The 7,236-nt window shown below is 67.3% G+C and carries 1 protein-coding gene; it reads left to right on the top strand.

The features are described from left to right. A partial coding sequence (locus BW39_RS30820) for an Ig-like domain repeat protein (protein WP_043819584.1) occupies window positions 1–7,236 on the top strand: 7,236 nt, incomplete at both ends.

Below are 7,236 nucleotides of genomic sequence, written 5' to 3' on the forward strand. Positions count from 1 at the left end.
CTTCATGGCCTATGACGCCAACGGCAACCAGGTGCTGCAGCGCGATGGTGCAGGCAACACCATCACGCGCACCTACAACGCCCAGAACCGCCTGCTCAGCGAGACCGTCTACACCCAGCCCGACCCCGACGGCGACGGCGCAGCCCAGGCCTCGGGCGCGCAGACCACGCGCTACGTGTACGACGATGCCACGGGCCTGCAGCTGCGCTTTGCCATCAGCGCCGAAGGCCGCGTCACCGAATACCGGCGCAATGCCTATGGCGAAGTCATCAGCACGCTGCAGCACCAGACGGCGCGCTATGGCGCAGCCGCTGCCTCGACCGAGGCCGCCCTGTCGGCGTGGAGCGGGCAGCAGAACCTGCAGCAGCTGCAGCGCACCGACTACGTGCTGGACTTCCGGGGCCAGGCCCAGGTCACCACCACCTATGCCGCCACCGATGCCGCAGGCAACGGGCTGGCGGCGGGCAGCACGGTCACGCGCCATATCTACGACCAGGCCGGACGACTGCTGCAGACCATTGATGGCAATGGCGGCAGCACTAGTTATGCCTATGACGGCCTGGGGCGGCTGCTGACGGTGACGGACGCCAAGGGGCAGGTCACGACGACCACCTATGACGACATGGGCCGGCGCATCGTGGTGCTGTCGGCCAATGGGCTGCAGGAGGTGCGCAGCTATGACAGCGCCGGGCGCCTGATCAGCAATCTTCGCCAGGACACGGCCTCGGCCTCTGCATCGAGCACGACCGCCTTCACTTATGACGCCACGGGACGGCTGGTTTCGACCCAGGACGCCACAGGCGTGCGGCAATGGAACGTCTATGACGATGCCGGTCGCAAGGTCGCCGAGGTAGACGGCACGGGTGCAGCAACTGAGTACCGCTACAACGCGAGCGGCCAGTTGGTCCAGACCATTGCCTACGCCAAGGCCCTTCTCTCCACTGCCAACGCTCCCACACTGCAAGCCATACAGGCCCTGGCGGAGGCCGGTGACCGCAAGAGCTGGCGCATCTATGACGATGCCCAGCGCCTGGTCTGGCAGATCGGCCCTCAGGGCGAGGGCACGCGCACGGACTATGACGGGGCATCGCGTATCGTCGCCGTGACCCAGCTTGCGACACCCATGCCCATCGACAGTCTGGGCGACGGCTCCCTGCTCGTGGCCCGGGGCACGGGCATCGCAAGGATCGGCACCGGCAGCTCCGGCCAGTTGGCGCTGCAGGCCATTCCCGCCAAGGCACTGCTCGGCGAACCCGTGCGCATCGTGGCCTCGGGAGCGGGCCTGGGCAATGGCTCCGTCGTCTTCAAGAGCGGCTCCACGGTCTTGGGAACGGTGAAGGTCGTGAACGGCGTTGCGGAAATCACTCTGAACAACCTGCCCTCAGGCTTGCAGGCCATCAGTGCCAGCCATGTCTCGGACTCCGGCGAAGCCCTGGCCAGCACCGGCGCGCTCAGCGTCCAGATACAGCAGCGCTCCGAAACATCCCTGCAAGGCACGCCCTCCTCCATCACGGTGCCAGGACGCCTGACACTGACAGCCAAGGTCAGCGGCAGCAATCCGCAGGGCACCGTTTCGTTTTTCCAAGGCGAGACCCTGCTGGGCGTCGCCACCGTGTCCGCGGGCCAGGCCATCCTGGACATGGATGCCACGCCGGCCCTTCTTCTGAACGGGGCCAATGCCATCAGCCTGCGCTATTCGGGCGATGCATTGCACCAGGCCAGTGTTGCCTCGGCCACCGTCAACGCCGTGCATCGCACAGGCCCCACGCCCTCAGACAAGCTGCTGCCCACGCTGGAGGGGTTGCGCACCAGCCCGGGCATGGCCGTCATCCTGACCAACAGCATCGACTCCGGCACCAGCATCAGCTTCAGCGTTGCCGTCAAGGGCAGCGCGCCTGGCGGTACGGTCACCTTCCTCATCGATGGCAAGGTGATGGGCACCGCCACCGTCGTCAACGGAATGGCCACGCTCACGACCAAGGTCTCCGGCCTCGAACAGGGGCCTCATGATGTCTCGGCCTCATACAGCGGCGACGCATCGCACCAGCCACAGCAGCTCACGGCCAGCGGCGCCTTGCAGGTCATGAAGCTGCCACCCCAGGCCACAGCTTTCAACGGCACCGTGCGCGTCAGCACGGGCTCCGAAACAGTGCTCAGGGTCCAGCTCATGGGCCCCGTCACTCCCACGGGCAGGGTGGACTTCTACAGCAACGGCCAACTCATCGGCAGCGCTACCCTCGATGCCAGTGGCAACGCCGCACTTGATGCGACCACCCTGCTGCCCGGCGGCAAGCACTCCATCGAAGCGCGCTATGCGGGAGACGCCAACAACTCGGCGGTGGTGTCCCGGACATTGAAGCTCACCCTGCTGCCAGCTCCCGCCGACATCCAGGTATCAGCCTCTGCCAGCCGCATCCTGCAAGGCGAGTCGATCGAGCTGACGGCCCGCCTGGCCCCGGAGGCGGCACAAGGCCAGGTCACCTTCTATGCCAATGGTCAGGTGGTGGGTGTGGCCGACGTCACAGCCGGCTTGGCCCGCCTGACAACCACGGCGCTGCAGGCCGTGGGCAACGCGCAGATCACGGCCAGCTATACAGGTAGCGCGGAACAGCCCAGTTCGGTGCGCACCAACGTGGCACAGGTCCAGGTAGACATCGCTTTGCAGCCCCTGCCCCCTGCCACACAGGTGCAGCCCACGCGCACGGAATTGGCAGTCTCGGGCTCCCTCCTGGGGTTGGACAACATCCGCCTGACCGCTTCCATCGATGCCGCTGGCGGCACGCCGGGAGGCACGGTCAGCTTCTACGATGGCGACCTGCTGGTAGGAACGGCCAGCGTGGTCAACGGCACGGCCGTGCTGAACCTTGCTTCGCACGCGAGGGCCCCTGCCTTCACAAGCGGCGCCACCTCGCTCTATGTGCCAGCCGCCGGGACAAGGACCCTGCGCGCCGTCTACTCGGGCGATTCGACCCTGGCATCGAGCGCAGCTTCGACCACCCGAGAACTGCAGATGGGCTTTCTGCCGGATGGTGAAATCACTGCACGGCGTGGCAACGACGGGCGCTACGAGTTGGGCTTCTCCAGCTTCCATACCAGCGGCCCCATCTCGTTCTACAGCGACGGCATCCTGCTGGGGACTGCAGCCCTCGTGGATGGCTGGGCCAGGCTGACAGGCATCGCCCTGACACCGGGCGCGCACGAAATCACGGCAAGCTATCCAGGCAGTGCCATCTACCGAGCCGGCATCGTGGGACGGAATGTGTCCGAGCGTGGCGCGAGCCAGCTGGTTTTTGATGCGCAGGGGGTTGAACAGACAGCGGCCGGCACGGTGCTCAGGGCGCGCGTGCAAGACACGGCCTCCGGCAGCATCAGCTTCTTCAGCGAAGGCAAGCTCATAGGCTCTGCCACGGTGATCAATGGAACGGCGACGTTGACCACCAGCGCGTTGGCGGCAGGCCTGCACAACATCAGTGCCATCTATTCAGGCGACGACACCAACCTGCCAGGAGAAACCGCCGCCATCGCCGTCACGCTCGAAGAGCTGAGTGTCCCCGCCGATACGCGCGCGCCGTCGCAGCTCAGTCTTGACGGCAATGCCAACGACGATCCCATCACCATCCGCATTGCCAATGGCGGCGCCACGGGGAAGATCTACGTCTTCTCAGACAGGCAGCTAATGGGCGAGTACGCCCTGGTCGATGGACAGGCCCGCATCCCGGCAGGCACCTTGCCTGCTGGCAATCGCAGCATCCTGTTCGCCTATACGGGCGACGGCGCCCATCAACCTGCCGAAGTGCGCGCCCAGATCAATCGCCCTGCTGCAGCCGAGGCACTGCCCACCGTGCTGGGCATCCGGACAGAGGGCAACCTGCTGCGCATCGAAGCCCGCGCGGCAGGCGGTGGCAATGGCAGCTTCAAGATATTCCGCAACGGCCTCCTCGTGCAGACAGTGGCTGCCAGCAATGGTGCAGCAGCGGCCCAGTTGGACAAGGCAATGCTGGCCGGGGGTGAATTCTGGGTGGAATACAGCGAGCCGGCATCCGGCCGCTACGGCAGTTCAGGTCGCATTCAGTGGACCTCGCTCAGCGAGAGCGCCACGGCCGGCACCGCCAACGTGGCCGACCGCACCACGCGGCAATTCCACAGCGCAGATGGCCTTGTTTTGGCTACGCTGGATGCCGAAGGCTACCTCGTGGCCCTCAATTACGATGCCGCCGGCCGCCTGGCCAGCACCACGCGCTTTGCCAACGCGACCAACGCCGCCAAGCGCGCCACAGGCACGCTGGCCGAGCTGATGCCCGCCTCCAACGCCCAGGACATCATCGTGCGCCGCATGTACGACGGCCAGGGCCGCCTGGCCGGCACGGTGGATGGCGCCGGCTACCTCACCGCCTTCGGCTACGACGCGGCCGGCCAGCTCGTGCGCCAGACCCGCTATGCCACGGCGCTGGCATCGGCCTTGCTTTCCACGCTCACCAGCACCACGGCCGTGGCAGGCATCCGCCCGGCCACCAACGCCCAGGACCGCACCACCGTCCTCGAATACGACAAGCTGGGCCAGCTCACGGCCGAGACCGACTGGCAGGGCACGCGCACCGAGCACAGCTACGACGCCGCCGGCAACCGCACGGCCAGCACCGTGGCTGCAGGCACCTCCGAGGCGCGCACGCGCCAGGTGCGCTACGACGCGCTGGGCAGGATCACGGCCGAGCTCAGCGCCGAGGGTGCACGCCAGTTGGCCGCAGCCCAGACCCCCGCCCAGGTCGAGGCCGTCTGGAGCAGCTACGCCAGCCGCCACACCTACGATGCAGCCGGCCGGCGCACCAGCACCACCGATGCCAACGGCCTGCGCACCCTGTTCTTCTACAACGCCGAGAATCAGCTCACGCACACCATCAACGCGCTGGGTGAAGTGGCCGAGACGCGCTACAACGCGCTGGGCCAGGTGAGCGCACAGGTGCGCTACGGCACGCGCATCAACCCGGGCTCGCTGACGGGATCGCTGGCAGGCGGCCTGGTCAACAGCACGCTGCAGTCGCTGCTGCAGGCGGCCACCAATGCCGCCAAGGACCAGACCACCCAGTACACCTACAACACCAACGGCACCTTGGCCAGCGAGCGCGATGCGCTGGGCTTCACGCGCAACTACGTCTACAACACCTTCCGCGAAGAGACGCAACGCACCGAAGCCACTGGCACGGGCACCACCAGCACCCTCATCCAGACCACCTACGACCGGCGCGGCCTGACCACGGGCCAGGTGCGCGATGCCGGCAAGCTGGCCCTCACCACGGCCGCCACCTACGACGCCTTCGGCCGCCAGGTCAGCGCCACGGATGCGCTGGGCCACACGCGCACCCGCTCCTACGACAGGCTGGGCCGCGAAGTCAGCAGCACCGACTCGCTGTGGGCCACGCTCACCACCACCTACGATGCCTTCAGCCGCATCGTCACACAGGTCAACGCCGAAGGCGGCACCACCAGCTACGCCTACGACGCCCAGGCACGCACCATCACGGTCACCACGGGCGAAGGCCTGCTGGTCAAACAGACCTACAACCGCCATGGCGACCAGATCAGCGTCTCCGACTCCCAGGGCAACCTGACCACCTACACCTTCGATGCCAACGGCCAGCCCACGGGCTCGTCGGCCTCGACCTGGCTGTACGACGCCAAGGTCATGCAGACGGCGGCCACCACCCAGGCCTACGACAAGGCCGGCCGGCTGATCGAGACCGTGGACGCCAACGGCACGCGCACCACCATCGCCTACGATGCGGCCAACCGCGTGCTCTCGCGCACCGTGGACCCCACCGGCCTGGCGCTGACCACCCAGTACGCCTACGACCCACTGGGCCGCCAGATCCGCATCACCGAGCCCGGTGGCACCATCACCGAGCTGCGCTACGACGCCAAGGGCCAGTTGCTCGAGCAGATCGTGGACCCCGCAGGCCTGGCCCTGTCCACGCGCTACAGCTACGACGCCCAGGGCCATGCGCTGGAAGTCACCAGCCCCGAAGGCACGCTCACGCGCTACACCTACGATGCGGCGGGCCGTCGCACCAAGGAGCAGATCGACCCCAGCGGCCTGAACCTCACGCGAAGCTACACCTATGACGCAGGCGGCAACGTCACCAGCAGTGTGGACGCCAACGGCAACACCAGCTACTACCTGTACGACAGCGAGAACCGCCAGATCCTGGCCGTCGATGGCGCAGGCGGCGTCAAGGAAACCCGCTACGACGCACTGGGCCGCATCAGCCGACTGGCCGAATACCGCAACCCGCTCACGGGCCTCGACCTGCAGGTCTATGTGAACAACGGCCCGGTGTTCGGTCCGTCCACCTGGCCCGAGCAGGTGATGGCGCGCATCGCCCCCACGGCCAGCGACCGGATCGAATACCGCAGCTACGACGCCAACAACCACCTGCAATCGGTGGTCACGGGGCAGGGCGAGGTCACCACCTACCTGCGCGACGGCAATGGCCGCATCCAGGAGCAGCGCAGCTACGCCAACCGCATCAGCATCGGAGGCACGGGGGGCTGGACGCCGGGCACCTTCCCCACGCCCGTGGCCGACGATGCGCGCGACCTGCGCACCCGCATGGTCTACGACGGCATGGGCCGCCTCATCGCCACGGCCGACGGCACGGGCGCGGTGACCGGGCTGCGCTATGACGCGGCGGGCAACGTGGTGGAGCGCGTGCGCTATGCCCAGACCGTCACCCTGGGCTCGGACCCCTACGACAGCGCCGCCATCTACACGCTGATCGCCCAGGACAGCTCGGCAGCCAACGCGGTCGAGAAAAACACCTACGACCGCGCCGGCCGCCTCACCTGGAGCGCCGATGCGGCCGGCTCGGTCACGGCCTACCAGTACGACCGCGATGGCCGCGTCGTCAAGAAGGCACGGTTTGCGAGCGCCATCACGGCCGGCCAGCAGCCCCAGGATGTGGTGCAGGCTGGCGCCCTGTCCACCGACTACGTCTACGACGCGGCAGGCCGCCAGACCCACATCGTGGGTGCGGACGGCGCCGTGGTGCGCCAGGTGTGGGACCGCAACGGCAACCTCCGCCAGCGCACCGAGTTCTCCACCCTGATCACGCCGCCGGTCTTTATCAGCGGCGCCGTGGCAGGCCCCGTGATCACCAACTACGACCGCAGCAACATCGGCAATTACCTGCGCACCGCCGCAGTCGACCGCACAACCACCCTGGCCTACGACAAGGCCAACCG

The sequence above is a fragment of the Delftia sp. RIT313 genome (genome assembly GCF_000632165.1).
GTDB lineage: Bacteria > Pseudomonadota > Gammaproteobacteria > Burkholderiales > Burkholderiaceae_C > Comamonas > Comamonas acidovorans.